General features: G+C 70.6%; 4 protein-coding genes. All 4 read right to left on the reverse strand.

Annotation, left to right across the window (positions count from 1 at the left end):
* Positions 1 to 373 (reverse strand): recombinase family protein (locus tag PROKR_RS33565; RefSeq protein WP_169736300.1); only part of this gene is annotated, 373 nt, incomplete at its 3' end.
* Between the two features lie 53 nt (positions 374 to 426).
* The gene (locus PROKR_RS02720; RefSeq protein WP_036959385.1) at positions 427 to 702 is read right to left on the reverse strand and encodes a hypothetical protein; all 276 of its coding nucleotides are present in this window, start codon (positions 700 to 702) and stop codon (positions 427 to 429) included.
* Positions 703 to 829: 127 nt separating this feature from the next.
* Complete coding sequence (locus tag PROKR_RS38140) at positions 830 to 1,045, reverse strand: glutaredoxin domain-containing protein (protein WP_051432615.1); 216 nt, start codon at positions 1,043 to 1,045, stop codon at positions 830 to 832.
* A 312-nt stretch (positions 1,046 to 1,357) separates the two neighbouring features.
* Positions 1,358 to 1,504 carry a hypothetical protein gene (locus tag PROKR_RS32325; protein ID WP_157601818.1) on the reverse strand — a complete coding sequence of 49 codons (147 nt, stop codon included), beginning with the start codon at positions 1,502 to 1,504 and terminating at the stop codon, positions 1,358 to 1,360.
* Positions 1,505 to 1,863 lie beyond the last annotated feature (359 nt).

Below are 1,863 nucleotides of genomic sequence, written 5' to 3' on the forward strand. Positions count from 1 at the left end.
TCGTGTCGATCGACTGGTCGACGAAGACGATAGACGCGCCCTCGCGCTCGATGCGCTCGACGAGGTCAAGGAGGTCGCGGACGTTGCGAGCGACGCGGTCGATCTTCGTCGCGAGCACGCGGTCGCCGGGCTGGAGGGCGGCGAGGAGCCGGGCTCCCTCGTCCCGGTCGGCGAAGGGCACCTTCGCGCCGGAGACGGAGCGCTCCTCGTAGACGACGGCGTCGGGGAGTGGCGGGCGAGCCGCGCGCGTTGCTTGGCGATCGAGCCGGAGACTCGGGAGTCGAATGAGATCCGCGTATAGGCGTGGTCGGTCATGCTGGGACGATACCTCGTAACTCCGTTGCCGGGAAGGTCTTGCGGGGGACGGAGTCACGAAACGACGAAGGCCCCCGTCCCAGGTAGGGGCGGGGGCCTGGCGGGGGTGGGTCAGACGAAGACCTCGCGGTTCGGGTCCCAGTTGCCGACGTACGACAGCACGCGCGCGGGTGTGTTGTCGCGGACGGTCACCTTCCGGCGGTCGCCTCCGCCGACGGGGAAGACGGGGAGGGTCATGTACTCGCCGCGCGCGTCGCCGCCGAACGCCCCAGCCGTACGTGTCGAGCACGTACTCGGTGCCCCGGATCTCGACCCGGAACGGCCAGCGGCCTCGACCGAGTCGGTCAGCACAGCGAAGGTGCTCGGGGTGACAGTCGTGGAGGCCATGAGGGCCCTCCTTCCTGGCCCGAGGCCGGACGTGGAAGCCGGCCGATCCGGCTCCCTGGGGGAGTGCCTCTACCGTAAGTCACGCAAGGCACCTTGCGCAACTCACGTGGCTACTTCCCTCCGTTCTTCACCCGCCAGGCGTCGAGCAACGGCGCGCGGAACCCGCCGAAGGGCTCCTCGCCGGGCAGCTCGACGACGGGGCGGCGAGGATGCCGGCGGCCTGGAAGGCGGCGGTCGAGGCGGGGGTGAGCGGGACCTCGACGAACTCCAGGCCGTGGCGGTCGAGGTAGCGCTTCACGGCGTCGCACTGGACGCAACGAGGCTTGGTGTGGACAACGATCACGGTCGGAGGAGGCCTCTCAGGTCGGTGAGGAACGCGCGCCAGGTGTAGCGCGGGCGGGGTGTGGGTTCGCGTGGGGGCGAGCCGGCAGGTTCGACGTGCCGCAACGGTCGCACCAGAGGGCAGCCTCGCCCGTCGAGATCTCGACCCACCACAGGTGGTCGTGCGGATGCAGGGAGCACGTCTCGTCGGTAGGGGCGATCGTGTAGGCCGTCGGCTTAGCTGGCTCGCGCACGCGCTCGACCTCGGCGACGTCGGGCGGCTCGCCCGAGGCGCGGAAGCGGGCGGGCGGGATGCTCACGTGGAGGTGCTCGCTCACCGCACATCACCCGGCTTGACCCACACGCGCGAGCCGTCGTCGGTGCGCTCGACGAGGAGCTCGCCGGTCTGGACCTGGGTGTCGACGACGTCGCCCGTCATGCGGACGCGGGTCGCCGGGTGCAGGAAGGTGATGGTGTCCATGTCAGTTCTCCTCCGCGAGAGCCACGCCAAGGGCCTTGCGTGACTGGCCAAGCGCCTTCTGACGCTTGCGCTGCACGGTCGCCTTCGAGAGGCCCATGCGGTGGCCGATCGTCCGGGGTCGGGGACCGGCTCGTACTCGGTGAAGCCGTAGGCGAGCTCGCAGATGGCGGGCCTCCGTCGTCGGTCATGGCGGCGAAGGCCATGTCGACGAGGATCTTGTCCTCGACGTCGACCACGGGGAGGGGCGAAGATCGGGGCAGCGGTGACGCCGTAGCCCTTCTCCTTCGCGCTGCCGTCGGCGTCGTCGGTCTCCGCGTCGAGCGAGTCGGCGCCGACCGCGGCGCGGACGTCGCGGAAGG

It is taken from the genome of Promicromonospora kroppenstedtii DSM 19349 (genome assembly GCF_000515355.1).
In the GTDB taxonomy this organism is placed as follows: Bacteria; Actinomycetota; Actinomycetes; order Actinomycetales; family Cellulomonadaceae; genus Promicromonospora; species Promicromonospora kroppenstedtii.